At 72.6% G+C, this 23,753-nt stretch carries 17 protein-coding genes; 7 read left to right on the top strand and 10 right to left on the bottom strand.

Annotation, left to right across the window (positions count from 1 at the left end):
• The first annotated feature begins 103 nt into the window (after positions 1-103).
• The 3 genes from KV381_RS10605 to KV381_RS10615 all read left to right on the top strand — a co-directional run bounded on the left by KV381_RS10605 (position 104) and on the right by KV381_RS10615 (position 4,770).
• Positions 104-832 (top strand): MBL fold metallo-hydrolase, encoded by a 729-nt coding sequence (locus tag KV381_RS10605; protein ID WP_218785107.1) that lies wholly within the window; start codon positions 104-106, stop codon positions 830-832.
• 76 nt (positions 833-908) lie between these two features.
• On the top strand, positions 909-1,727 hold the full coding sequence (locus tag KV381_RS10610; RefSeq protein ID WP_086777376.1) for a DUF3097 domain-containing protein: 819 nt from the start codon (positions 909-911) through the stop codon (positions 1,725-1,727).
• Positions 1,728-1,893: 166 nt separating this feature from the next.
• Positions 1,894-4,770, top strand: a complete 2,877-nt coding sequence (locus tag KV381_RS10615; protein ID WP_218785108.1) for an ABC transporter substrate-binding protein — start codon at positions 1,894-1,896, stop codon at positions 4,768-4,770.
• A 27-nt stretch (positions 4,771-4,797) separates the two neighbouring features.
• Here the strand turns inward: KV381_RS10615 and hemW are convergent, their stop codons facing one another.
• Positions 4,798-6,039: a radical SAM family heme chaperone HemW gene (gene hemW / locus KV381_RS10620; protein ID WP_218785109.1), complete on the bottom strand. Its 1,242-nt coding sequence runs from the start codon at positions 6,037-6,039 to the stop codon at positions 4,798-4,800.
• Between the two features lie 161 nt (positions 6,040-6,200).
• Between hemW and KV381_RS10625 the strand changes: the two genes are divergently transcribed.
• Entirely contained in the window at positions 6,201-7,097 is an 897-nt protein-coding gene (locus tag KV381_RS10625; RefSeq protein WP_218785110.1) for an SMP-30/gluconolactonase/LRE family protein, read from the top strand.
• Positions 7,098-7,137: 40 nt separating this feature from the next.
• Here KV381_RS10625 and KV381_RS10630 read toward each other — a convergent pair whose 3' ends face one another.
• The 5 genes from KV381_RS10630 to KV381_RS10650 all read right to left on the bottom strand — a co-directional run bounded on the left by KV381_RS10630 (position 7,138) and on the right by KV381_RS10650 (position 15,339).
• Positions 7,138-8,880: a carboxylesterase family protein gene (locus KV381_RS10630; RefSeq protein ID WP_218785111.1), complete on the bottom strand. Its 1,743-nt coding sequence runs from the start codon at positions 8,878-8,880 to the stop codon at positions 7,138-7,140.
• Entirely contained in the window at positions 8,877-10,358 is a 1,482-nt protein-coding gene (locus KV381_RS10635) for a long-chain fatty acid--CoA ligase (RefSeq protein ID WP_218785112.1), read from the bottom strand. The genes KV381_RS10630 and KV381_RS10635 overlap by 4 nt, the downstream gene beginning before the upstream one ends.
• 162 nt (positions 10,359-10,520) lie before the next feature.
• Positions 10,521-11,705, bottom strand: a complete 1,185-nt coding sequence (locus tag KV381_RS10640; protein ID WP_030077897.1) for a CdaR family transcriptional regulator — start codon at positions 11,703-11,705, stop codon at positions 10,521-10,523.
• 94 nt (positions 11,706-11,799) lie between these two features.
• A complete protein-coding gene (locus KV381_RS10645) occupies positions 11,800-13,119 on the bottom strand; it encodes an MFS transporter (RefSeq protein ID WP_030077895.1) in 1,320 nt (439 codons plus the stop codon).
• A gap of 234 nt (positions 13,120-13,353) precedes the next feature.
• Positions 13,354-15,339 carry an ATP-binding SpoIIE family protein phosphatase gene (locus tag KV381_RS10650; RefSeq protein ID WP_218785113.1) on the bottom strand — a complete coding sequence of 662 codons (1,986 nt, stop codon included), beginning with the start codon at positions 15,337-15,339 and terminating at the stop codon, positions 13,354-13,356.
• A gap of 266 nt (positions 15,340-15,605) precedes the next feature.
• Here KV381_RS10650 and KV381_RS10655 point away from each other — a divergent pair, with 266 nt between their 5' ends.
• Positions 15,606-16,244 (top strand): dihydrofolate reductase family protein, encoded by a 639-nt coding sequence (locus KV381_RS10655; RefSeq protein ID WP_030077891.1) that lies wholly within the window; start codon positions 15,606-15,608, stop codon positions 16,242-16,244.
• A 150-nt stretch (positions 16,245-16,394) separates the two neighbouring features.
• Here the strand turns inward: KV381_RS10655 and KV381_RS10660 are convergent, their stop codons facing one another.
• Together KV381_RS10660 and lepA are read right to left on the bottom strand one after the other, a co-directional pair.
• Positions 16,395-18,284: a long-chain fatty acid--CoA ligase gene (locus KV381_RS10660; protein WP_030077890.1), complete on the bottom strand. Its 1,890-nt coding sequence runs from the start codon at positions 18,282-18,284 to the stop codon at positions 16,395-16,397.
• A 265-nt stretch (positions 18,285-18,549) separates the two neighbouring features.
• Positions 18,550-20,424: a translation elongation factor 4 gene (gene lepA, locus KV381_RS10665; protein WP_030626032.1), complete on the bottom strand. Its 1,875-nt coding sequence runs from the start codon at positions 20,422-20,424 to the stop codon at positions 18,550-18,552.
• A 227-nt stretch (positions 20,425-20,651) separates the two neighbouring features.
• Between lepA and rpsT the strand changes: the two genes are divergently transcribed.
• Complete coding sequence (gene rpsT / locus KV381_RS10670) at positions 20,652-20,918, top strand: 30S ribosomal protein S20 (RefSeq protein WP_030077886.1); 267 nt, start codon at positions 20,652-20,654, stop codon at positions 20,916-20,918.
• Positions 20,919-21,333: 415 nt separating this feature from the next.
• Here rpsT and holA read toward each other — a convergent pair whose 3' ends face one another.
• Positions 21,334-22,320, bottom strand: a complete 987-nt coding sequence (gene holA, locus KV381_RS10675; RefSeq protein WP_030077885.1) for a DNA polymerase III subunit delta — start codon at positions 22,318-22,320, stop codon at positions 21,334-21,336.
• Positions 22,321-22,412: 92 nt separating this feature from the next.
• Between holA and KV381_RS10680 the strand changes: the two genes are divergently transcribed.
• A complete protein-coding gene (locus tag KV381_RS10680; RefSeq protein WP_030626030.1) occupies positions 22,413-22,658 on the top strand; it encodes a hypothetical protein in 246 nt (81 codons plus the stop codon).
• A 29-nt stretch (positions 22,659-22,687) separates the two neighbouring features.
• Here the strand turns inward: KV381_RS10680 and KV381_RS10685 are convergent, their stop codons facing one another.
• Positions 22,688-23,569, bottom strand: coding sequence for a YceI family protein (locus tag KV381_RS10685; protein WP_030077881.1), 882 nt, complete (start codon positions 23,567-23,569; stop codon positions 22,688-22,690).
• Between the last annotated feature and the right edge of the window lie 184 nt (positions 23,570-23,753).

The raw sequence follows: 23,753 nt of genomic DNA on the forward strand, positions 1-23,753 counted from the left end.
AGCGATCCCGTCGTCAGTGTACGGGGGTGGGGTGGGGCCGGGGCAAGGGCGACCGGCCGCCCCACCACGGGACCGCGCAGGTCGCTGCCGATAGCGTCCTGGTATGGACGTCGCTTGGGAAGACTTCGGCTGGGAGCGGTTGGGCAACGGTGTCGGCCGGCGGCGGCTCCCGGGCTGGGACGCCACCGTCGCGCTGGTCGCCGGTGCGCAGGGGGTGCTGCTGTACGACACCGGCTCGACGCTGCGCGAGGGCGTCGAGCTGCGCCGGCAGGCCGAGGCGCTGCTCGGCCGCAGGGTGACGCATATCGCACTGAGCCACCCCCATTTCGACCATGTACTGGGCACGGCGGCGTTCGCCGGGGTGCGGGTGTACGGCTCGGCGGGGCTGGCCGCCCTGCTGCGGGACGGAGAGCAGGGGCTGTACGGCGACGCGGTGCGCCACGGCGTGCCCGAGGACGAGGCGGCCCGGTCGGCGGACACGCTGGTGGTCCCGCACCACGAGGTGGACGGGGAGCAGGTGCTCGATCTGGGCGGCGGCCGCCGGGTGCTGCTGGCCGATCTGGGCCCCGCCCACAGCGGCCATGACCTCGCGGTGCTGGTGCCGGGCTCGGACGGTGGGCCTCCGGTGGTGCTCTGCGGCGATCTGGTCGAGGAGTCGGGCGATCCGCAGGCGGGCCCGGACGCGGTGCCCGCGCGCTGGCCGGCCGCGCTGGAGCGGCTGCTGGAGCTGGGCGGCGAGGACGCGCTGTACGTACCGGGGCACGGGGCGGTGGTGGACGCGGCGTTCGTCCGGAAGCAACGGGCGGCGCTGGCGGAGCGGTTCGCGGTGTGAGGATCCCCGCGGTGGCGTGCGGATCTTCGTGGCGGCGTGAGGTTCTTCACGGCGGCGGGCCGATTATCGTCGGGCCATGCGCAGCTACCAGCCGGACCTGACCCCGCCGTGGAAGCGGTCCGCCCCCGTGCCCGAGGTGCCCGCCGAACCCGATCTGGTCGTGGAGGAGGTCGCCACCGGCTTCTGCGGGGCGGTGATCCGCTGCGAGAAGACGGCGCAGGGTCCGACGGTGACCCTGGAGGACCGGTTCGGCAAGCACCGGGTGTTCCCGATGGAGCCGCGCGGCTTCCTGCTGGAGGGCAAGGTCGTCACGCTGGTGCGCCCGGGCCCCGGCGGCCCCGTGCGCACCACCCGTACGGCTTCCGGTTCGGTGGCGGTGCCCGGGGCGCGGGCCCGGGTGGCGCGGGCCGGGCGGATCTATGTGGAGGGCCGGCACGACGCGGAGCTGGTGGAGCGGGTGTGGGGCGACGACCTGCGGATCGAGGGCGTGGTCGTGGAGTACCTGGAGGGTGTCGACGACCTGCCGGCGATCGTCGGGGAGTTCGGGCCGGGGCCGGACGCCCGGCTGGGGGTGCTGGTGGACCATCTGGTGCCCGGCTCCAAGGAGTCCCGGATCGCCGATCGGGTGACCGGCGACCATGTGCTGGTGGTGGGGCATCCGTACATCGACGTGTGGGAGGCGGTGAAGCCGTCCTCGGTGGGGATCGACGCCTGGCCGGTGGTGCCGAGGGGGCAGGACTGGAAGACGGGTGTGTGCCGGGCGCTGGGGTGGCCGGAGAACACCGGGGCGGCCTGGCAGCACATTCTGTCGAAGGTCCGCAGCTACAAGGACCTGGAGCCCCAACTCCTGGGCCGGGTAGAGGAATTGATCGATTTCGTCACCCTTCCGGACTGATGTCCCCGGGCTGAGGCCCGTCCGTCCCGGACGATCATGTGCCGATCCCTGGGAATGCCTGCGCCCCACACGCACCATCGGTTAGTGAGAGGGAAGAACGGGCAGGCGGTTCACGGACCGACGGTTCGAGGGAGCCGCGGGGTCCACGGGGGAAGGACACGGGGCGATGGCGCGCGAGGTCTGGCGGGACAGTGCGGACAACGAGGCGGCCTCGGCCGTCTTCCATCTGATGCAGCAGCTGATCGACCGGTACCGGGTCAACCGGCCGGTGATGCCGCTCGTGGTGGCCCAGGCGGCGGACGCCGCGGCCGGACCGGAGATCGACGCCCGCGTGGAGCGGGTCGTCCACCAGGTGCACCGGGCCAACGAGTTGCGCCGGGTGCCGGTGCGGCTGCTGGACGGCGAGGGCGCCACTCCGTACGAGGCGGCGCTCGACATGGTGCGCACGCTCTCCGAGAAGCCCTGGGAGACCCGCGAGAACACCCAGTACAAGACCTTCTCCTTTCCCCGCTCCCGGCTGCTCGGGGCGATCGAGCAGGCCACCGCGACGGTGGTCGAGCAGTCGCACGGCAACACCTCCGAGGTGCGCGAGGAAAGGATTCTGGAGCAGCTGAGCCGGCTGCGCTGGCGGTCCGGCCGGCCGCGCCGGGGCAGCCGGTGGGAGTCGCTGCGGGAGTCGGTGCGGCCCGAGACGTTCGTCGGCGCGCTCTTCATCGCGCTGCTCAGCGTGCTGCTCGGCGAGATCGACTGGCTGCTGACGGCCCTGGTGGCGGCCGTCGCGCTGCTCGGGCTCGCCGTGGTGGGCCTGGCGAGCCGGGCCGCGCCGCCGCTGCTGTGGCTGCGCCGGGCCAGCCGCTGGTTCGCCACCACCTCGTCGCTGGCCGCGTCCAGCACCGGCTATCCGTCGGACGGCTGGTCGTGGTTCTCGCCTAGCGGTTCCTGGCGGGTGATCCGGGCGCGGGCGGCGGCGGTGGCGGAGCGGGTGGCGGACGCGGGGGCGGGCGACGAGTACGCGCGCCAGTTCCATCTGGAGCTGCGGGTGCAGGCGCTGCTGGAGGACCTGCGGCACAACTACCGCCCGCACTCCCTGGACTGGCGGCGCGGCAAGCGCACGGTCCCGCCGGTGGTGTTCCTGCCCCGGGCCACCCAGGACAACGGCGGCATCCTGCTGATCAACGCGATCAACAACGTACGGTCGCGGCGCAGCGAGGTCGATCCGCTGCTGCTGCTCGCCTCGCTGCCGGCCTCCGAGATCATGCGGCACACCCCGCCGCTGCCCCCGGAGCGGCCGGGTCCGGGGGCGCCGAGCGGTTCCTCCGGGGCCCGGGCCCGCTACGAACGGTGGGTCGACGATCTGAGCCTGGGCCAGTCGCCGGTGGCCGCGGCGACGCTGGCGTGGGTGCTGCTGCTGCCGCTGTCGACGGAGAAGCTGACGCACGAGCACGCGCACGCGCAGCTGGTCACCCACCGGGTGCGGCGGACCTGGGCGTGGTGGGTGATGTCGCGGGCGAGCATCGCGGTGGTCGTCGTGGGCTCGCTGCTGGGGGCGTTCCTGTGGGCCGGGCACTGGCGCGATACGTACTGCCACGGTCCGCTGACCGACCGGAACACGGACGCGATCTGGGCCGGTGAGGGGGACGACCGGGAGTGCGTGGGGGTGGCGACCGCGCCCGAGGTGCTCTTCGCGCGGGGCAACGACCTGGAGCTGAACGGGGCGGGCAAGGGCATCACCTTCGAGCGGATCGAGCAGGAGATACGCGCCGAGAACGCCGACATCGCACCGGGCGACGCGTATGTGACGGTCGTGTACGCCGGTCCGCTGACCGCCACGGGCAAGGACCGGGAGGCGACCCGCAAGGGCCTGGAGGAGCTGACCGGCGTCTACCTCCAGCAGCGGGCGGTGAACAAGACCGTGGGCCGGTCGGTGAAGCTGCGGGTGCTGACCGCCAACGGCGGCGAGGACATGCTGCGGCAGCTCACCGCCGTACGGAAGATCATCGAGGTGGCCCGGCGGGATCCGTCGGTGGTCGGGGTGGTCGGCCTGGGCCGCAACACCTACGAGAGCGACGACGCGACGCGGCTGCTGCGCGATGCGGGGCTGCCGCTGGTGAACACGACGAACTCCAGCGGCGACCTGCCCCGCCGGTTCCCCAACTACTTCGGCCTCGCGGCGACGGACGAGGAGCAGACGTACGCGCTGGGGCTGGTCGCCCGGCAGGTCGCGAAGGAGCTGGACCGCCCGCACGCGATCGTGCTGTCGCGCGGGGACCACAACGGCGACCTGGACCGGTACACCGCCGAGCAGCGGGCCGCGGGCAAGGAGATGCTGCGGACGTCGGGCTTCTCGCTGGGCCGGGACGTGAGCTACGACCTCGCGGGCGGGGCGAGCCTGAACGCCCCGCTGACCACCATCTGCCAGGCCGAGCGGGTGCCGGACGCGCTGTACTTCGCGGGGCGGGTCGAGGACGTGCCCACACTGATGGCGGGCCTGTCGGGCACCACCGGGTGCTCGGACCGGCGGATGACGGTGTTCACCGGGGACGATCTGACGAAGGGCACCTTCGACGACAGCACGTCGATCGCGGCCAACGTCACGCTCTACCACAGCTCCCTCGCCCCGCTGGACCGCGGAAAGAACCTCGGCTTCTACGGCGACGCGTACCGCACGCTGCGGGCGCTGCACCCGGAGGGGGAGGTCGCCGCACTGGTCTCGGGGCGTCCGGCGTACGAGGACGAGCTGTTCGCCAGCGGGCAGACCGTCATCTCCTACAGCGCGACGGCCGCGCTGTACGACGCCGCGGCCCGCGGCGACCAGCGCCGGAGCGCGGCGGAGACCTGGGCGACGCTGCACACGGTGGACCTCAACAACATGCCCACGGGGACGATCTCGTTCAGCCGGGCGAAGTCCTCGGTCTCGGACAACGTGCACGGTCTCAACATCGTCAAGGTGGTCCGGCCGGGGCCGAGCGCCGAGCGGACCCTGGTGTGCGGCAAGCCGGCCGGGGTCGCGCCGCCGCTGACGGCGAAGGACTGCAAGCCGTGAGCGTGCCCGTGAAGTCTTCTCCGGGTGTCAGTCGACCAGGTCGCGGACGACGGCGTCGGCGAGGAGCCGCCCGCGCAGGGTGAGGACCGCGCGGCCCTTCCCGTACGGTTCCGGGTCCAGCAGGCCGTCGGTCAGGGCGCGGCGGGAGGCGGCGAGGCCGTCGGGTTTCAGGAGGTCGAGCGGGCAGCCCTCGCGCAGCCGCAGCTCCAGCAGGATCCGCTCGACCCGGCGGTCCTCGTCGGCGAGAATCTCGCGGCCCGCGCCGGGCGAGCGGCCCTCGGAGAGCGCCTGGGCGTACGCGCCGGGGTGCTTCACGTTCCACCAGCGCACACCGCCGACGTGGCTGTGCGCCCCGGGGCCCGCGCCCCACCAGTCGGCGCCGCGCCAGTACAGCTCGTTGTGGAGGCAGCGGCCGGCCTCGGTGGTGGCCCAGTTGGAGACCTCGTACCAGTCGAAACCGGCGGCGGCGAAGGCCTCGTCCGCGATGAGATAGCGGTCGGCGTGCGCGTCGTCGTCGGTCATCGGGATCTCGCCGCGCCGGATGCGGCGGGCGAGCTGGGTGCCCTCCTCGACGATCAGGGCGTACGCGGAGACATGGTCGGGGCCCGCGCCGATCGCGGCGTCCAGGGTGGCCCGCCAGTCGTCGTCGGACTCGCCGGGGGTGCCGTAGATCAGGTCCAGGTTGACGTGGTCGAAGCCCGCCGCGCGCGCCTCGGCGACGCAGGCCTCGGGGCGGCCGGGGGTGTGGGTGCGGTCGAGGATCTTCAGGACGTGCTGCTTGGCGCTCTGCATGCCGAAGGAGACCCGGTTGAAGCCGCCCTCGCGCAGGGCTTCGAGGTAGGCCGGATCGACGGACTCCGGATTGGCCTCGGTGGTGATCTCGGCGTCCTCGGCGAGCCCGAACTCCTCCCTGATCGATGCCAGCATCCGTACGAGGTCGGCGGCGGGCAGCAGGGTGGGCGTGCCGCCGCCGACGAAGACCGTACGGACCGGGCGCGGGTCGTCGCCGAGGACCTTGCGGGCCTGGCGGACCTCCTCGATCAGATGGGCGGCGTAGTTGTCGCGGGAGGCCAGCGCTCCGCCGGAGCCGCGCAGCTCGGTGGCGGTGTAGGTGTTGAAGTCGCAGTAGCCGCAGCGGGTGGCGCAGTACGGCACGTGCAGATAGAAGCCGAGCGGGCGGTCGGCTGCGCCTTCCAGGGCATGGTGGGGCAGCGCCCCGTGGTCGGGCACGGGCTCACCATCGGGCAGTACGGAAGGCATACCGTCCATTGTCGCTCGCCGCCGGAGCTTCCCGGACCGGGCCGGGCCGGGGCCTCCTGCCGAGGGTCCGGGCCCGGCGGCGTGCTGTTGGTCGGATTCGTTCGTGGGAGCCGGTGAACGATGGGCGATCGCCCATGGCCCGCACGCCGCCTTTCGGCGAGAGTGCGGACATGACGGACACCGGATGGACCCCGATCGGCGCCCCGGGCGCGTTCTACGAGTGCCCCCGCTGGCACGAGGGCGTGTGGTGGGTGTCCGACTTCTACGCCGACCGCATCGTGACCGTGGCCGGGGACGGCCGGACGATCACCGTCCTCGGCCTGGACGGCGACCACCCCGGCGGCCTCGGCTGGCTGCCCGGCGGGGCGCTCCTCTTCGTCGCGATGCGGGGGCGGAAGGTCATGCGGCGCGAACCGGACGGCAGCCTCGTCGTGCACGCCCATCTGGCCCCGTACGGCGAGGGCCCGGCCAACGACATGCTCGTCCTGCCGGACGGAACCGCCTTCGTGGGCTGCTTCGGCTTCGACCTGAACGCCGGCGAGCACCCTCGTACCGCCGCGCTGCTCCGCGTCCTGCCCGACGGAACGGTACGGGTCGCCGCCGAGGAGCTCGTCTTCCCCAACGCGGCCGTCCTCACCGACCACGGCAGGACCCTGGTCGTCGGGGAGACCTTCGCCGCCCGCCACACCGCTTTCACCCTCACGCCCGACGGCCTGCTCACCGAGCGCCGCACCTGGGCTCAGGTCGCTCCCTCGCCGGCCCTGGCCCCGACCGGCCGGATGATCGCGGAGCTCCGGTACGCGCCCGACGGGTGCGCCGTCGACGGCTCGGGCGACCTGTGGGTCGCCGACGCCCTCCACGGGCGTGTCGTCAGGGTCCGGGAGGGCGAGGGAATCGTCGAACAGCTCGACCTGCCCGACGGGCTCGGCGCCTTCGCCTGCGGCCTCGGCGGCGACGACGGCCGGACACTCCTCGTCTGCGCGGCGCCCGACTTCGACCCCCGCGCCCGGGCCGCCGCCCGCGACTCCGTCCTGCTGACCACGCGCGTCCGCGTACCGGCGGCCTGAACGGCGACCGCCGCCGGGTGTCTCCCGGCGGCGGTCGCCGTCACCGCTCCCCGTCGTCGGTGAGGGTGGCGGCCACGGCTTCCCCGAAGGCCCGGGAGCCCGCCGCGGTGGGGTGGAGCGGGAAGCCGTCGCGCAGGGAGAGGGCGCTCTGGATGTACCGGTCCTCCTGGGGTGCGCACGCGTCGTGGCCCGCGCCGATCCCCGCCGTGTCGGTGTAGAGCGCCCCGTGGCGGGCCGCCGCCTCGCGCAGGACGGTGCCGAGCCGGTCGATCCGGGCCTGGATGTAGTCGGCGTCGCGGCCCCAGTACGGCTGGGCGGGGACGGGTGCGGGTGGGAGGGGTGTGCGGGACTCAGCCCCACATGCGCAGTTCCTCGTTCCGCGGAGCGTGGACGGTACGGGGGCGTCGGCTCCGAAGGTCCGCACGGGCCGGGTGCCGTTCCAGGCTTCCCAGCCGGGGTCCCCGTGGGTGGCGAAGGCGGTCCACGCGGTGTGCATGGCCACGGCGAGGTCGCGCGGTGCCGCGTCACCGGCGAGGAGGCGGCTGTCCTCGGTGTGCAGCGTGTCGAAGACGAAGCCGATCTCCAGGGCGTGGCAGGCGCCGAGCCGCCCCACCGGCGAGGGCCACGCGAACTCGTAGACGTAGGTGCGGCCCGGTCGGCCGGTCCGGGCGTCGGCGAGCCGGTTGACCGGGGCCCTGAGCATCCGGTCGGTGGCCATGGCTCCGAGGATCTCGCCGGGCGGCGCGTCCGGCCGGGCGGCCCGGTAGATGCCCGGGGCCCGCAAGGGGGCCCGGTTCCTCAGTGTGGCGGCCCACAGGGCGCCGCGCCCGATCCGGTCGGCGAGGCCGCTGGGCACGAACCACAGCCGGTGCTCGTGGGTGTTGCTGCCCAGGAGGAGATCGATGCCGTCGGTGGCGCCCGCCGCGAACGCGTCGGCGGGCGCGGTGGGAAGGACGTCGCCGTCGATGACGGGGTGGAAGCCACGGCTGCCGGTCAGGGGGTTGCCGCCGGAGGTCGCGGTGCGCTGCGCGGCGAGCAGCCGTGCGGGATCGATGCGGGCGAAGGCCGCGGCGGTGGCATCGACGCCGAGGTGCCCGGCCATGGCCCCGGTGGTGCGCGACGCCCGGGCGGGCGGCAGTGCGGTGGGGGCTCCGCTCTGGAGGACGGCCCGGTGGAACAGCCCGGTGGCGTGGGGGCTCGTCAGCAGAGCGGCGATGCTGGTGGCCCCCGCGGACTCGCCGAAGACCGTGACGTTGCCGGGGTCGCCGCCGAAGGCACGGATGTTGTCGCGGACCCAGGCCAGCGCGGCGAGCTGGTCGCGCAGTCCGAGGTTGGCGGGGGCGTCGGGGAAGACGCCGAAGCCCTCGATGCCGAGCCGGTAGTTGAGGGAGACCAGCACCACCCCGTCGCGGGCGAAGGCCCTTCCGTCGTAGACGGGGACGGCGGAGGAACCGTTGCGCAGCGATCCGCCGTGGATCCACACCATGACGGCCCGCTGCCCCTCGTCCGGGGCAGGCGTCCAGACGTTGAGGTTGAGGCAGGCGTCGCCGGGGATGTCGGGGTCGGGCAGGAGTGCGTCCAGCGGGGCCGCGTAGGGGTTCTTGGGGGCGGTGGGCCCGAACGCGGTCGCGTCGCGGACCCCCTGCCACTCCGGGGCGGGTACGGGTGCCCGGAAGCGGAGGGGACCGACGGGCGCGGCCGCGTACGGTATGCCTCGAAAGACGGTGACGCCGTCCTCGGCCGAGCCGCGGACCGTGCCGGAACGGGTGTCGACGAGAGTCATGCGCACGTCTCCCGGAGCTCCCGCTTGAGGACCTTGCCGCTGGGGCCGAGCGGCAGCGAGCCGAGCACGCGCACGATCCGGGGGTACTTGTGCCGCCCGAGGCGCTCCCTGGCCCACTCGACGAGTTCGTCGGGGTGCAGCCGCGCCCCGGGGCGTGCGACCACGGCGGCGCAGATCTCCTCCCCCCTGACCTCGTCGGGCAGCCCCACCACGCTGACCTGCGCGATGCCGGGGTGGCGGGCCAGCGTCTCCTCGACCTCGCGGGGGTAGACGTTGAACCCGCCGCGGATGATCAGATCCTTCTTGCGGTCGACGATGGTCAGGAAGCCGTCCTGATCCCTGACCCCGAGGTCGCCGGTCCGGAACCAGCCGTCGACCAGGGCCTCCGCGGTGGCCCGCGGGTTGTCGAGATACCCGGCGAAGACGTTGTGGCCGCGCAGGACGACCTCGCCCCGCTCGCCGTCGGCCAGGGGAACGACGCGGTCCTCGATCCTCGGGTCGGCGACGGCCGCCTCGACGCCCGGAATGGGGCGGCCCACCGTCCCCGTCCGCCGTTCCTCGGGCCGGTTGAACGTGGCGGCGGGGGACGTCTCGGTCAGCCCGTAGCCCTCCAGGATCACTGTGCCGAAGGCGTCCTCGAAGCGTTCGAGGAGCGCGACCGGGAGGGCGGCGCCGCCGGAGACCGCCAAGCGCAGACCGGCGGGACGGGGGCCGTCCGCCCCGGACGCCTCGGCGAGCGCGTGGTACATCGTCGGCACCCCCATGAACACCGTCACGGCCTCGCGGGCCATCAGCGCGAGGGCGTCGGGGCCGGTGAAGCGGGCGGTCAGGACCAGGGACGCGCCGGCGCTGAGGGCGGCGTTCATGGCGCAGGACTGGCCGAAGCTGTGGAACAGCGGCAGACAGCCGAGGACGACGTCGTCGGGCGTGAGCGCGAACAGGTCCTGGGCGCACACGGTGGCGTTGCGGACCAGGTTCGCGTGGGTGAGCAGGGCTCCCTTGGGCCGCCCGGTGGTGCCGCTGGTGTAGAGGATGACCGCGGTGTCGTCCGGGTCGCGCGGCTCGGGCCCGTCGAGAGCCTGCCCGCCGCAGTCGACGGGCAGGACCCTGACACCGGCCCCGGAGGCGGCCGCCTCGGCGACCACGGTCAGCGCCCCGGCCGCGATCACGGCCCGGCAGCCGCTGTGGCGCAGCACGTAGGCGACCTCGTCGGCCACGAGCAGGCCGTGCACGGGCACCGCGGTGGCTCCGGCGGCGAGCACGGCGTAGTAGGCGCGTGGAAAGTCCGCGGAGTTGGGCAGCAGCAGGGCGACCCGGTCGCCGGTCCTCACCCCGTCGGCGCGGAGCCGGGCCGCGAGCCGCAGGACGTCCCGCCACAGGTCTCGGTAGGTGACGCGCACGTCCCCGTCGACGACCGCGATCCGGTCGGGACGGCGGGCGGCGGACTCCTGCAGGATGGTGGCGACGCTCAACTGCACCTTGGCTCCCTCACGCGTGCGAACGGGCTGTCCGATCGCCTCAGCTTCGGCCAGGGCGCGGCGCGGCGGCCATGTGCAGACGCCCAGCACCGGGGCCGGAGGGGTGGGCAACGGCACGGGCCGTGCGGCCGCTCCGCAGGGCCGTACCCGGACGGGCGCGGGTCAGTGGTCCAGTTCGAGGGCGCGCAGTGCGAGGGCCCATCCGAGCCGTGCCTCACCCGAGTCGGCGGGCCAGCCGGTCAGTTCGGCGACACGGCCGATGCGGTTCAGAATCGTGTTGCGGTGGCAGAACATCCGGGTGGCGGTACCGGAGGCCGAACAGCCCGAGTCGAGCCAGGTCCGCAGCGTGCCCAGGAGGACGTCGCGCTCGGCGCCGCTGTCCAGGACCCCGTGGAGATAGCGCACCGTGAGGCGTTCGGCGATCTCCGGCTCGGCGCCGAGCGCCGCGTGCACCAGTCGGTCGTCCAGCGAGGCGACCTCTCCGCTGCGGGGCGGCAGGGTGTCCAGCGCGCGCTGCGCCAGGCGCAGTCCCTGGGCCGCCGCTGCCAGTTCGCCGAAAGGAGGCGAGATGCCCGCCCGGCCGATGCGCTGGCCGCGCAGGGCCTCCGCGAGGTCCGCCGGGTCGGCGGCCCGGAGCCTGACGAGCCCGGCGACGGTGTCCGCGCGCGGCCGCCAGAAGGACCACAGCCCCCAGCCCTCCAGAGCCGGCGCGGGGTCGGGCGGCGAGACGGCGTCGTGGGCGTCCTGGGCGATGACCACCACCGCGTAGCGGTCCTGCCGGGGTACACCGAGGGCCGTGGCGGCCGCTCCGGCCACCGCCGGATCGCCCGCGCGGCCGTCCAGCAGCGCCTCGAACAGGGCGCCGCGGCGGGATGCCTCGCGGTGCTGGAGTTCGAGCATGCGCAGGCGGTAGGCGTCCGCCATGGCGGAGGAGAACCGGTCGATGGTCTCCCAGACGGCGCCGGCCATGTCACCGACCAGGTGCTGCTGGGCGGGAGAGCGGTCGCGCATCCAGTCGGCCATCGCCTGCCAGAGCACCCGGCCCCCTCGGCGGTAGGCCTGGAGCACGGTGGCCAGGGGCATGTCCTGCTCCGCGCGGAGCCGCCCGTTCTCGGCGGCCACCGCCTCGAAGAGGCGTTCGCCGTCGGGTATCCGGCCGAACTCGCGCAGGGCGATCTCCATGTTGCCGCGCAGCGTCCGGTGCAGGTCGTCGTGGGAGACCGGGGTCCCGCTGGCGTACCGGGAGCTGTGCGCGCAGATGTCGTCCGCGAGGCGCTCGATGAGGCTGTCGAGGTCGCCGAGCAGCGTCAGGGCCAGCTCGCGGCGCAGGGCCGGCTCGTCGTTCATGGGCGCAGGATAGGCACGGCCGCGGCCTGCGGGAAACGTGGTGTCGACCACGATTCCCGCAGGCCGGCGGCGTGCGGCGGGAGGCCGGTGCGGCTCACTTCCCGGCGGGTACGGGCGTCCGGGGCGTCGTGCGGTCCTCACGGCGTACCAGCTGCCTGAGGGCCACGGCGAGGGCCGCTCCCACCAGTCCGGCCAGCACGACGAGGACGAAGGGGGCCCGATCGCCGTCGACACGGTCCTCGATCAGACCGAAGAGGAAGGGTCCGAAGAACCCTCCGAGCAGGCCGACGGTGTTGATGAACGCGAGCCCGACGGCGGCCATCAGTCCCGACATCCGCGACATGGCCACCGACCAGAACAGCGGAAGGGTGCCCATCAGGAAGAAGTTGGCGACGAACAGCAGCGTGAACTGTGCCGCGACCGCGTCCGTGACCAGGAACCCGCCCATCGCCGCGGTCCCCGCGACGGCACACAGGACGATCAGCCCGGTGTCGTCGCCGATCCGCCCGTGGAGCCAGGGGAAGAAGAGCACACCGGCGAGGACGGCGAGGCCGATACTGCCGGTGACCAGCCCGATGTTCGTCGTGCCCTCGACCCCGAGGTCCTCCACGATCGCGGGCAGGTTGAACCCGACGGCGGAGGCCACGAGCTGGTTCACGAAGTAGACGGCCGCGAGCATCAGCACGACGGGGCGTCCGAAGGCGAGCTTGAGGTTGCCCCGCAGCCGGTGGGGCGACGGCGCGCCCGCCGCACGCTCGGACAGCAGGGCGGCCTCGTCCGCGGAGAGCCATCGGGCGTCCTGCGGGCGGCTGGGGAGCGCGAACCAGACCACGGCGCCGACCGCGACGGTGACCAGGCCCTCGACGAGGAACATCCACTGCCAGCCGTGCAGTCCGGCGGTGCCGTCCATGCTCATCAGCGCGCCGCCCGCCGGGGCGCCCAGGATGGTGGCGAGGGCCGGTGCGGTGTAGATGAGGCCGACCACCTTCACGCGGTGCCGCTGCGAGAACCAGAGCGTGACGGTGTACATCAGCGCCGGGTACAGCCCGGCTTCCGCTGCCCCGAGGAGGAAGCGGAGGAGGTAGAACGACAGCTCGCCCTGGACGAACATCATCGCCGCGGAGACGAGACCCCAGGTCACAGCGATGCGCGCGATCCAGACCCGGGCTCCCACGCGGTAGAGCACCAGGTTGCTCGGCACTTCGAGAAGCGCGTAGCTGATGAAGAACACCCCGGCGCCGAGCCCGTACGCGGCGGCGCCGATGCCGATGTCGGCCTCCAGCTGGGTCTTCGCCAGCGACACGTTCGTCCGGTCCACGTACGACATGAAGTAGGCCAGGCCGAGTACCGGCAGCAGGCGTCGGATCGCCTTGCGGGTGACCGCCGAGTGGAGCGCGTCGGAGCCAAGTGACATGACAGTCCTTCCTGCGGGCACGGCTGCGCGCAGTGAGTCAGCGGTGGTGGGCGAGCGCACCCCGTCGCACCTGGGCGAGAGTGCTGTGTCGCTCGTGGTGGTCAGCTTCGGCGACACCGCCGCGATCCGGCCATGTGCAGGTGCCCAGCATGAGCCCTGGCCCGGTGGGCACCGGCCCCCGCCGCGGGCACGGCCCCGGATCGCGGCCGCGGGCGGCCGGTCGCCCGGAACGCCCTACTCCGCGTGCAGCACCAGCAGGGCCACGTCATCGTCCGGCGGCTGCTCGGCGAACTCGTGGACCGCCCGCCGGATCCGCTCGGCGGTGGCCTCGGCGGGCAGCCCGGCGCACCCGGCCAGCACCCGGGCCAGCCCGTCCCCGTCGTCGAACATCAGCGGGCCCGACCGCCGCTCGGTCACCCCGTCGGTGACGCAGAGCAGGGTGTCCCCGGGCGCGAGGCCGAAGGTCTGGCTCTCGTACGCCACGTCCTCGACGACCCCGAGCAGCACCTGGGGTTCGGCGGCCGGGCGGACGGAGCCGTCGGGGCGCAGCAGCAGCGGCAGCGGGTGTCCGGCGCTGGCGACCGTGCAGCGGACCCCGCCGTCCGGGAGCGGCACGACCTCCCCGTACAGCAGGGAGAGGAACCGCGACTGGGTGCCGTCGTGGAGCTGCTGGCCCCCGGCGGCGGCGACCATCAGGGCGGCGGCCTCGGCTGCCTCCATGGCGTCGTCGAGGAGCAGGCGGTTCAGCCGGTCCAGGACCTCACCGACGCCGAAGCCCTCGCGGGAGAGCAGCCGCAGCCAGGGGCGGGCGAGACCGGTGACGACGGCGGCCTCGGGGCCGGAGCCCTGGACGTCGCCGAGGACGAAGCACCAGCGGTCGCCGGGGCACGGGAAGATGTCGTAGAAGTCGCCGCCGACCACGCCGTCGTCGCTCGGTTCGTAGACGAGGGCGCTGGTGACGCCGGGGATCTCGGCGACCTTGCTGGGCAGCAGGCCGCGCTGGAGGATCCGGCTGATGGTGGCCTGCCGGGTGTAGGCGCGGGCGGCGCCGACGGCGAGCCCGAGACGGCGGACGAAGTCCTCGATGAGCGAGGCGACGGCCTCCGGCACCTGGGCGACGCCCTCACGGCCGACGAGTACGGTGCCGAGCGCCCGGCCACCGGCGGTGATCCGGAACGCGAGCGCGGCCCCGTCCCGGCCACCGGGGTACGGAGACGGCGCCTCCCCGGCCTCCCCGGCCTCCGCCGGCCGGTCGGCCGGAGGCGCGGGCCAGGGCACGGGTACGGGGACGGGGCCGGAGCCCGCCCCGGCGGGGAGCCTGGGCGGGGTGTTCTCCAAGGCGGTGCGCAGCGGCTCGGTGCCGGTCTCGTCGCTGTGCCAGACCCGGGCGAGCCGGGGTTCGGCGGCCGGTCCGCCGCCCTCGGTCTCCAGCCAGATCGCGCACCAGTCCGCCAGCCGGGGCACCAGCAGCTGGCCCGCTATGGCGGCCACCAGGTCCTCGTCGAGCTGCCCGGCGAGCAGGTCGGAGGCCTCGGCGAGGAAGGCCGGGGCGCCCCGGCTGTCCCAGACCGCGTCGTCGCGTTCGGTGCGCCGGGCGGCGGGAGCGAGGATCTCGGCGGCGCGCAGGCCGCGCCGGAGGGCCTCGCCGTCGGGTGGGGAGGGCGGGGCGCTCCAGTCGTCGACGGGGAGGCGGGCCCAGACCGTTTTGAGGCCGGTGCGGTAGGTGATGCCCCAGGAGTCGGCGAGGGTGGCGACGAGCTGGAGGCCCCGGCCGTACTCGGCGGGGTCCGGCAGCTCCCCCGCGACCGCCGCGCCCCGTTCCGGCCCGGGCTCCGGCTCGTCGCCGCTGACCGGGCGGGCCGGGTGGTGGTCGGTGACCTCCAGGACGAGGGCGGCCGTCGGCTCGTCGTCGCCGCCCTCCTCCTCCAGCCTGAGGACCAGGTCGACGGTGGTCCCGGCGTGCACCACGGCGTTGGTGACCAGTTCGTTGGTGACGGTCACCGCGTCGTCGGCCAGCCGGTCGCTGAAACCCACGGCGGCGGGCACCCCGAGCCCGGTCCACTCGGCGAGCGCGGCGCGCACGAAGCGGCGGGCGGCGGACGGGGCGAGGGGTATGCCGGGCAGGCTGGTGCGGCTGGCAAGGCGCGGGCCGTGCGCGTACCCGGCACGGATGGTGCCGGGACGCTGCACGGTGTCCCGCTGCAAGGGAATGGGCGCCACGGTGCGGCTCCTACGGTCCGACGACACCGACAGGGTGACAGACCGGCCGCATCCATAAGCACCGAGTTACCGAAGTGAGCAGAAAATCGAGCAGATTCGAACGCAAGGCTTCGGGAAACTCAACCCTTCGGGAATTCGGGAAGCGGAACTGCTGCGGCCGGGCCTGACAGGAACACTCCGTCGCGGCGATGAGCCTGCAGGCGTCCGCGGGTCTACCCCTGGAGAGACGACCGATCGAGAGACGACCGACTCACAGGGAGCGCGCCATGGGCCTCATCCACATCGAACTGTTCGCGACCCTCGACCTCGTCGGGCAGGCGCCCGGCGGCCCCGACGAGGACCCGGTGGGGTTCCCGTTCGGCGGCTGGCAGGCGCCCCTGCTGGACCCGGTGGCCGGGGCGCAGGTCGGCGAGGCGTACGAGGGGACGGACGCCCTCCTGCTCGGCCGGCGGACGTACGACATCTTCGCCGCCTTCTGGCCCCACCAGGAAGGCGGCCAGGACGACGGGATCGCCGCCCTCTTCAACGGCGTCCCGAAGTACGTGGCCTCCCGCGGCCGGCCCGACCTCTCGTGGGCCGGGTCCACGCTGCTCGGCCCGGATCTCGCCGCCTCGGTGCGCGAGATCCGTGACCGGCACGAACACGTGAAGGTCGTCGGGAGTCTGCACCTCGTCCAGACCCTCCTGCGCGAGAAGCTCTTCGACCGGCTCGACCTCTGGCTGCATCCGATCGTGCTCGGCGTCGGGAAGAAGGTGTTCGACGGTGGCGCGGTGCCCACCAACCTCACGCTCCTCGCACCCCCGGCAGCCGGCCCGAAGGGCACGGTGTACCTGCGCTACGGGCTCGCCGAGGGCACGCCCGCCACGGGGGACATGAGCGCGCCCGATCGCGGTGCCGGAGGTTAGCGCGCCCGGCCGCCGCGGGATCCGTACGGCGAACGGGGCTGCCGGACACCTGGTGTCCGGCAGCCCTGTGCCGTTCCGGGGCCGAGCCCCCGGAAGGCGGCCCGGCGGCCGGGAGCGAGCCCTCGGCCGCCAGGCCCGCGCGCGAAGGCCCTACGCCTCGCGCGAGCCCGCGTACATCTCGTCGATGAGCCCCTGGTACTGGCGCTCGACGACCGGCCGCTTCAGCTTGAGGCTCGGGGTCAGCTCGCCGTGCTCGACGTCCAGGTCGCGCGGCAGGAGGCGGAACTTCTTGATGGTCTGCCAGCGCTGGAGGCCCTCGTTGAGGCGCTTGACGTATCCGTCGATCAGCTCGACGGTCTGCGGGGCGGCGACGACCTCCGCGTACGACTTGCCCTCCAGGCCGTTCTCGGCGGCCCAGCCGAGGAGGGTGGGCTCGTCGAGGGCGATGAGCGCGGTGCAGAAGTTACGGTCCGCGCCGTGCACCAGGATGTTGGAGACGAACGGGCAGACCGCCTTGAACTGACCCTCGACCTCCGCCGGGGCGACGTACTTGCCGCCGGACGTCTTGATCAGGTCCTTCTTGCGGTCGGTGATGCGCAGATAGCCGTCGGCCGACAGCTCGCCGATGTCCCCGGTGTGGATCCAGCCGTCCGACTCCAGGACCTCCTCGGTCTTGTCGGGCAGCTTGTGGTAGCCCTGCATGACGCCGGGGCCGCGCAGCAGGATCTCGCCGTCGTCGGCGATGCGCACCTCGGTGCCGGGGAGCGGCTTGCCGACGGTGCCGGTGCGGTAGGCCTCGCCCGGGTTGACGAAGGAGGCGGCGCTGGTCTCGGTGAGGCCGTAGCCCTCCAGGATGTGGACGCCGGCGCCCGCGAAGAAGTAGCCGATGTCCGGGGCGAGCGCGGCGGAGCCGGAGATGCAGGCGCGCAGCCGGCCGCCGAAGGCCTCACGGATCTTGGAGAAGACGAGCGTGTCGGCGACCTTGTGCTTGGCGCCGAGCGCGAAGGGGACGGACGCCTTGCCGGTGCGCCGGAAGTTGTCCTGGGAGACCTTGGCGTACTCGCGGGCCACCCCGGCCGCCCACTGGAAGATCTTGTACTTGGCGCCGCCGCCCGCGCGGGCCTTGGAGGCGACCCCGTTGTAGACCTTCTCGAAGATCCGGGGCACGGCGGCCATGTAGGTCGGCTGGACGACCGGCAGATTCTCGATGATCTTGTCGATGCGGCCGTCGATCGCGGTGACGTGGCCGACCTCGATCTGGCCCGAGGTGAGGACCTTGCCGAAGACGTGGGCGAGCGGCAGCCAGAGGTACTGCACGTCCTCGGCGGTGATCAGACCGGTCGCCACGGTGGCCTTCGCCATGTACGACCAGTTGTCGTGCGGCAGCCGTACGCCCTTGGGGCGGCCGGTGGTGCCCGAGGTGTAGATGAGGGTGGCGAGCTGGTCGGCGGTGATCGCGGCGACCCGCTCGGTGACCGCGTCCGGGGTCTTGGCGAGGAGCTCCTTGCCCTGGGCCTCCAGGTCGGCGAGGGTGATGATCCAGCCCTCCGGGTCGCCCTCGGCGGGCTCGACGCCGGCCGGGTCGATGACCACGACATGGGCGAGATCCGGCAGGTCGGCGCGGGTCTCCCGGGCCTTGGCCAGCTGCTCGGCGTCCTCCGCGATGAGGATCCGGCTCTCGGAGTCGGCCAGGATGAACGCGGACTCCTCGGCGTTCGTGGAGGGGTAGATCGTGGTGGTCGCGGCGCCCGCGCACATCACCCCGAGGTCGATGAGGACCCACTCCACCCGGGTGGCCGAGGAGAGGGCGACCCGCTCCTCCGGCTGTACGCCGAGCGCGATCAGCCCGGCGGCGATCGCGTAGACCCGCTCGGCGGCCTGGCCCCAGCTCAGCGACTTCCAGTCGTCGGGCCCCTCGCCCGAGGCGGACGGCACCGGAAAGCGGTACGCCTCCCCGTCCGGCGTCGCCGCCACGCGGTCGATGAAGAGGGCCGCCACGGAGGGCGGCCGGTTATCGATCAAGGTCTGTGTGTCGCTCACGACGTCCTCCGGGCCTGCGGCATTGCTACGACCGGCTTCTTTGATACGGCGACTTGCTCTGTACGTCCTGCTCTGCAACCTGCTTGTTCGGCTTGTTTAACTGGCCAGTAACCATCGAGTCGTGATCAGAGTAGAGCGCACTTGTCCGCCACGTAAGAGGCAACGGGCCGCCGCTTTCATAACGAAAGGGCCCCCATACCGATGCTGCGGCATGGGGGCCCTCCGGACCGCTCGTCGACAGAAGTCGGCGGGCGTCGGGGCGGGGCTACTTCTTGCCCTTGCTCTCCCCGGCGGACTCGTCGGTCGACAGGACGGAGATGAAGGCGTCCTGCGGAACCTCCACATTGCCGACCATCTTCATCCGCTTCTTGCCCTCCTTCTGCTTCTCCAGCAGCTTCCGCTTACGGGAGATGTCACCGCCGTAGCACTTGGCGAGCACGTCCTTGCGGATGGCGCGCACGGTCTCACGGGCGATGACCCGGGCGCCGATGGCCGCCTGGATCGGCACCTCGAAGTTCTGCCGCGGGATGAGCTTCTGCAGTTTGGCGACGAGCCGGACGCCGTACGCGTACGCCTTGTCCTTGTGGGTGACCGCGGAGAACGCATCCACCTTGTCGCCGTGCAGCAGGATGTCGACCTTGACGAGGTTGGCCGTCTGCTCGCCGGTGGGCTCGTAGTCGAGGGAGGCGTAGCCCCGGGTCTTGGACTTCAGCTGGTCGAAGAAGTCGAAGACGATCTCCGCGAGCGGCAGGGTGTAGCGGATCTCGACCCGGTCCTCGGAGAGGTAGTCCATGCCGAGCAGGGTGCCGCGGCGGCCCTGGCACAGCTCCATGATCGCGCCGATGAACTCGCTCGGGGCCAGCACCGTGGCGCGGACGACCGGCTCGTGCACCTTGTCGATCTTGCCCTCGGGGAACTCGCTCGGGTTGGTGACGACGTGCTCGGTGCCGTCCTCCATCTCGACGCGGTAGACCACGTTGGGCGCGGTGGCGATCAGGTCGAGGCCGAACTCGCGCTCCAGCCGCTCACGGACCACGTCCAGGTGGAGCAGGCCGAGGAAGCCGACGCGGAAGCCGAAGCCGAGCGCGGCGGAGGTCTCCGGCTCGTAGACCAGGGCGGCGTCGTTGAGCTGGAGCTTGTCCAGCGCCTCGCGCAGGTCCGGGTAGTCCGAGCCGTCCAGCGGATACAGCCCCGAGAACACCATCGGCTTCGGGTCCTTGTAACCGCCCAGCGCCTCGGTCGCCCCGTTGTTCAGGGAGGTGATCGTGTCACCGACCTTGGACTGCCGGACGTCCTTCACCCCGGTGATGATGTAGCCGACCTCGCCCACGCCGATGCCGTCGGCCGGGGTCATCTCCGGGGAGGACACCCCGATCTCCAGCAGCTCGTGGGTGGCGCCGGTGGACATCATGCGGATGCGCTCGCGCTTGTTGAGCTGACCGTCGACGACACGGACGTAGGTGACGACACCGCGGTACGAGTCGTAGACCGAGTCGAAGATCATCGCGCGGGCGGGGGCGTCCGCGACGCCGACCGGGGCCGGCACGTCCCGCACGACCCGGTCGAGCAGCGCGTCCACGCCGACGCCGGTCTTGGCGGAGACCTTGAGCACGTCCTCGGGCTGGCAGCCGATGAGGTTGGCCAGCTCCTCGGAGAACTTCTCCGGCTGGGCGGCCGGGAGGTCGATCTTGTTGAGCACCGGGACGATGGTGAGGTCGTTCTCCATCGCGAGATAGAGGTTGGCCAGCGTCTGGGCCTCGATGCCCTGCGCGGCGTCGACCAGCAGGACCGTGCCCTCGCAGGCGGCGAGCGAACGGGAGACCTCGTAGGTGAAGTCCACGTGGCCCGGGGTGTCGATCATGTTGAGGACATGGGTCAGGCCCTGGTCCTCGCCCTCGGTGGGCGCCCAGGGCAGCCGGACCGCCTGGGACTTGATGGTGATGCCGCGCTCGCGCTCGATGTCCATCCGGTCGAGGTACTGAGCGCGCATCTGCCGCTGGTCGACCACTCCGGTCAGCTGAAGCATCCGGTCGGCGAGGGTCGACTTGCCGTGGTCGATGTGCGCGATGATGCAGAAATTGCGGATCAGCGCCGGGTCGGTACGGCTCGGCTCGGGCACGTTGGAAGGAGTCGCGGGCACGCAGGGTCCTGATTCTTGAGACGCCGAACGCCGTGTCTCGGGTCGATGTCGGGTCGGTCGGATCGTCGGTCGGATCGATACGTAGGCTCCATCGTCCCACGCCCGCGGGACCGCGACCGGTTTGGGCCGGTCGGAGGGTGACTGCTACCGTGGACAGCTGTGCCTCGTGGCTCTCACGAGCGGCGTGGCTCACCTAGAAGATCCAACGAACCTGAAAAGGCTCTTTCGTGGCGAACATCAAGTCCCAGATCAAGCGGAACAAGACCAACGAGAAGGCGCGCCTGCGCAACAAGGCCGTCAAGTCGTCGCTCAAGACCGCGATCCGCAAGGCCCGCGAGGCCGCCGCTGCCGGTGACGTCGAGAAGGCCACCACGGCCGTCCGCGACGCCTCCCGTCAGCTCGACAAGGCTGTCTCGAAGGGTGTCATCCACAAGAACGCCGCCGCCAACAAGAAGTCGGCGCTGGCGTCCAAGGTTGCCGCCCTGCAGGCCTGAGCTTCTTCCCGGAGCTCACTGATGTGATCGCCGGAACGGACCAGCGGGCCCTCTCTCCCGCCCCTGCCCGGCACCCCGCGCCGCACACCGAACCTGCGTTCGCCACGCGGGTGCGGCGCACCCAAGCTTGACCCGGAAGCCCCGGACGCCGATCTCCCCAGATCAGCGCTCCGGGGCTTCCGCACATACGCACCTACTCCAGCTGTACGTGCGCCTGGGGCCCACTCCAGCCCGCCCGGCACACACCCAGCCCGCCCGGCACACACCCAGCCCGTCCGGCGTTTGAGGACGGAACCGGCGATCACACGAGGCCCCGCACACCACGGCAACCCCGCCACGGCACACCCAGCCCGTCCGGCGCTTGAGGACGGACCCGGTCACCACAGGCCCCCGCACCGAACGGCGACCGGAAAACCTACCGCCCAGCCCGCGCGGCCCGCGCAACAACGACGACGGCCTTCTCCAGGGCGTACTCAGGATCGTCCCCCCCGCCCTTCACCCCCGCATCCGCCGCAGCCACGGCCCGCAGGGCCACCGCGACCCCGTCCGGCGTCCACCCCCGCATCTGCTGCCGCACCCGGTCGATCTTCCACGGCGGCATCCCCAGCTCCCGGGCGAGATCAGCCGGCCGCCCACCCCGCGCGGAGGACAGCTTCCCGATCGCCCGCACCCCCTGCGCCAACGCACTGGTGATCAGGACCGGCGCGACCCCGGTCGACAACGACCACCGCAGCGCCTCCAGCGCCTCCGCCGCCCGCCCCTCGACGGCCCGGTCGGCCACGGTGAACGAGGACGCCTCGGCCCGCCCCGTGTAATAGCGCCCGACGACCGCCTCGTCGATCGTGCCCTCGACGTCCGCGATCAGCTGCGACACCGCACTGGCCAGCTCCCGCAGATCGCTGCCGATGGAGTCGACCAGCGCCTGGCAGGCCTCCGGCGTCGCGGACCGCCCGTGGGTCCGGAACTCCGACCGTACGAAGGAGAGCCGCTCGGCCGGCTTGGTGGTCTTCGGGCAGGCGACCTCCCGCGCCCCGGCCTTGCGCGCCGCGTCCAGCAGCCCCTTGCCCTTGGCTCCGCCCGCGTGCAGCAGGACGAGCGTGATCTCCTCGACCGGCGCGCCGAGATACGCCTTGACGTCCTTGACCGTGTCGGCCGAGAGATCCTGCGCGTTGCGCACGATCACGACCTTGCGCTCGGCGAACAGCGAGGGGCTGGTGAGCTCGGCGAGCGTGCCGGGCTGCAACTGGTCGGGCGTCAGATCACGTACGTCCGTGTCGGCGTCGGCAGCACGCGCGGCCGCCACCACCTGCTGCACCGCACGGTCCAGGAGGAGGTCCTCCTGGCCCACGGCGAGGGTGACGGGGGCGAGCGGATCGTCGGTGGAGTTCTTCCTGGTGGCCATCGCGATCCAGCATCCCACGCCCCACTGACAGCCGAGGACGGCCCAGGTGGCCCGGGGCACGGGCAACCGCCCCCGTACCGGAGAATGACCGGGTGAGCGATGTGAGACATGTACTGGTGCTGCCCGACCGCGACTCCGCGGAGGAGGTCGCCGGGGAGCTGGCGGACCGCTTCGGGGTCGCCGATGAGCCCCAGCTCGTACGGGACGCGCTGGCCGGCGAGGACGACGCCGAGGACGCCCAGTGGCTGGTGGTCGTGGAGGACGGGGCCGGGCGTCTGGACCCGGTCGCGCTCGACGCGTTCGCGGCCGAGTACGAAGGCTGGCTGGAGAAGCCGTAACCGCTCCGGCGCCCCGCCCGCCCGGCTGCTCAGCCCTTGGGAACGATCTGGATGTCCAGGTCGATGACGATGCTGGGCCCCACCACCGCGATCCCGCGCGCCAGCATGGTCTGCCAGGTGAGGGTGAAGTCCTCGCGGTGCAGTTCGGTGGTGGCCCGGCAGGCGGCACGCGTCTCGCCCTCCAGACCGCTGCCGATCCCGAGGTACTGGGTGTCCAGCGTCACGGTACGGCTGACACCGTGCAGGGTCAGCGCGCCGGTGACGCCCCAGCGGCTGCCGCCCCGGTGGACGAAACGTTCGCTGTAGAACTCCATCGTCGGGTAGCGGCCGACGTCGAGGAAGTCGCCGGAGCGCAGATGGTCGTCGCGCATCTGCACATTGGTGTCGATCGACGCCGCGTCGATGATCACGTGCATGGCGGAGTCCTCCATGCGGTCGGCGATCCGGACCGCCCCGGCGAAGGTGTTGAACCTGCCGTGGATACGGGCCAGCCCGATGTGCCGGGCGGTGAAGCCGATCTGCGAGTGGTTCGGCTCGATGTCCCAGTCACCAGGGTCGGGCAGCTGCGGGGGCTGCGCCACCTGGAGGGTCACGTCGCCCAGGGTGGCGTGCGCCCCCTCGGTCACCGTCACCGCCCCGTGGAACGGGGTGAAGCCCTCGGCCGTGACCGCCAGCCGGTAGTCACCGGCCGGGACCGTGGCGAGAACGCTGCCGAAGGGGTCCGTCTCGCCGCCCGTCACCCTGCGGCCCGCGCTGTCGGTCACGACGAACTCGGCCTGCTGCACCGGTTCGTTGACCGGGTCCAGCACCCGGCAGCTGAGCACGCCCGCGGTACGGGGTACCTGGAATCCGGCGAGGGCCCCACCGCGCCCACCCGCCTGGCCTCTGTTTCCCAGCCAACGGCCGAACATCTCTTACGTACCCCCAGGGGCGCATCGCACTTCGGGGCCCTGGCGACTGGACGTCTTTGTCGGATCAGCGGGCCCACCGACGAGCATTCATTCGATCACTGTTGAGGCGTTCGAGGCAAACGCAGGGCCTAGGGTGATCTTGTACGGAGGTATGCCGACCTGTGCACAGGTGTGCGCAGGTGCT

Source organism: Streptomyces sp. WY228, from assembly GCF_019287315.1.
GTDB classification, from domain to species: Bacteria; Actinomycetota; Actinomycetes; order Streptomycetales; family Streptomycetaceae; genus Streptomyces; species Streptomyces caviscabies.

Bases quoted from the DNA above. Each gene is read 5' to 3' on its own strand.
- KV381_RS10685 (WP_030077881.1), bottom strand. From the start codon at position 23,569: ATGTTCGGCCGTTGGCTGGGAAACAGAGGCCAGGCGGGTGGGCGCGGT.
- KV381_RS10625 (WP_218785110.1), top strand. From the start codon at position 6,201: ATGACGGACACCGGATGGACCCCGATCGGCGCCCCGGGCGCGTTCTAC.
- KV381_RS10630 (WP_218785111.1), bottom strand. From the start codon at position 8,880: ATGACTCTCGTCGACACCCGTTCCGGCACGGTCCGCGGCTCGGCCGAG.
- KV381_RS10645 (WP_030077895.1), bottom strand. From the start codon at position 13,119: ATGTCACTTGGCTCCGACGCGCTCCACTCGGCGGTCACCCGCAAGGCG.
- holA (WP_030077885.1), bottom strand. From the start codon at position 22,320: ATGGCCACCAGGAAGAACTCCACCGACGATCCGCTCGCCCCCGTCACC.
- hemW (WP_218785109.1), bottom strand. From the start codon at position 6,039: ATGGACGGTATGCCTTCCGTACTGCCCGATGGTGAGCCCGTGCCCGAC.
- KV381_RS10615 (WP_218785108.1), top strand. From the start codon at position 1,894: ATGGCGCGCGAGGTCTGGCGGGACAGTGCGGACAACGAGGCGGCCTCG.
- KV381_RS10655 (WP_030077891.1), top strand. From the start codon at position 15,606: ATGGGCCTCATCCACATCGAACTGTTCGCGACCCTCGACCTCGTCGGG.
- KV381_RS10605 (WP_218785107.1), top strand. From the start codon at position 104: ATGGACGTCGCTTGGGAAGACTTCGGCTGGGAGCGGTTGGGCAACGGT.
- KV381_RS10640 (WP_030077897.1), bottom strand. From the start codon at position 11,705: ATGAACGACGAGCCGGCCCTGCGCCGCGAGCTGGCCCTGACGCTGCTC.
- KV381_RS10610 (WP_086777376.1), top strand. From the start codon at position 909: ATGCGCAGCTACCAGCCGGACCTGACCCCGCCGTGGAAGCGGTCCGCC.